This window comes from Microbispora sp. NBRC 16548, assembly GCF_030268985.1.
In the GTDB taxonomy this organism is placed as follows: Bacteria; Actinomycetota; Actinomycetes; order Streptosporangiales; family Streptosporangiaceae; genus Microbispora; species Microbispora catharanthi.
Map to the genome: position 1 here is coordinate 1 of NZ_BSSF01000114.1, position 269 is coordinate 269.

The following is a 269-nucleotide window of genomic DNA, read 5'->3' on the forward strand; positions in this document are numbered from 1 at the left end:
CATTCGGCGCAGAAGATTCTCACTTCTGACTCGCTACTCATGCCTGCATTCTCACTCGCACGACCTCCACCACACGATCACTCGGCGGCTTCACCGGTTCGCACGACGCTCCCCTACCCACCACCAGACCCCGAAAGGACCAGTGGTGCCACGACTTCGGCGGTGTACTTGAGCCCCGCTACATTGTCGGCGCAGAATCACTTGACCAGTGAGCTATTACGCACTCTTTCAAGGGTGGCTGCTTCTAAGCCAACCTCCTGGTTGTCACT

Annotated in this window: 1 rRNA gene; it reads right to left on the reverse strand. The window is 57.6% G+C overall.

What is annotated here, in order from left to right:
* Positions 1 to 269 (reverse strand): 23S ribosomal RNA (locus tag QSK36_RS43280); the annotation flags it as partial.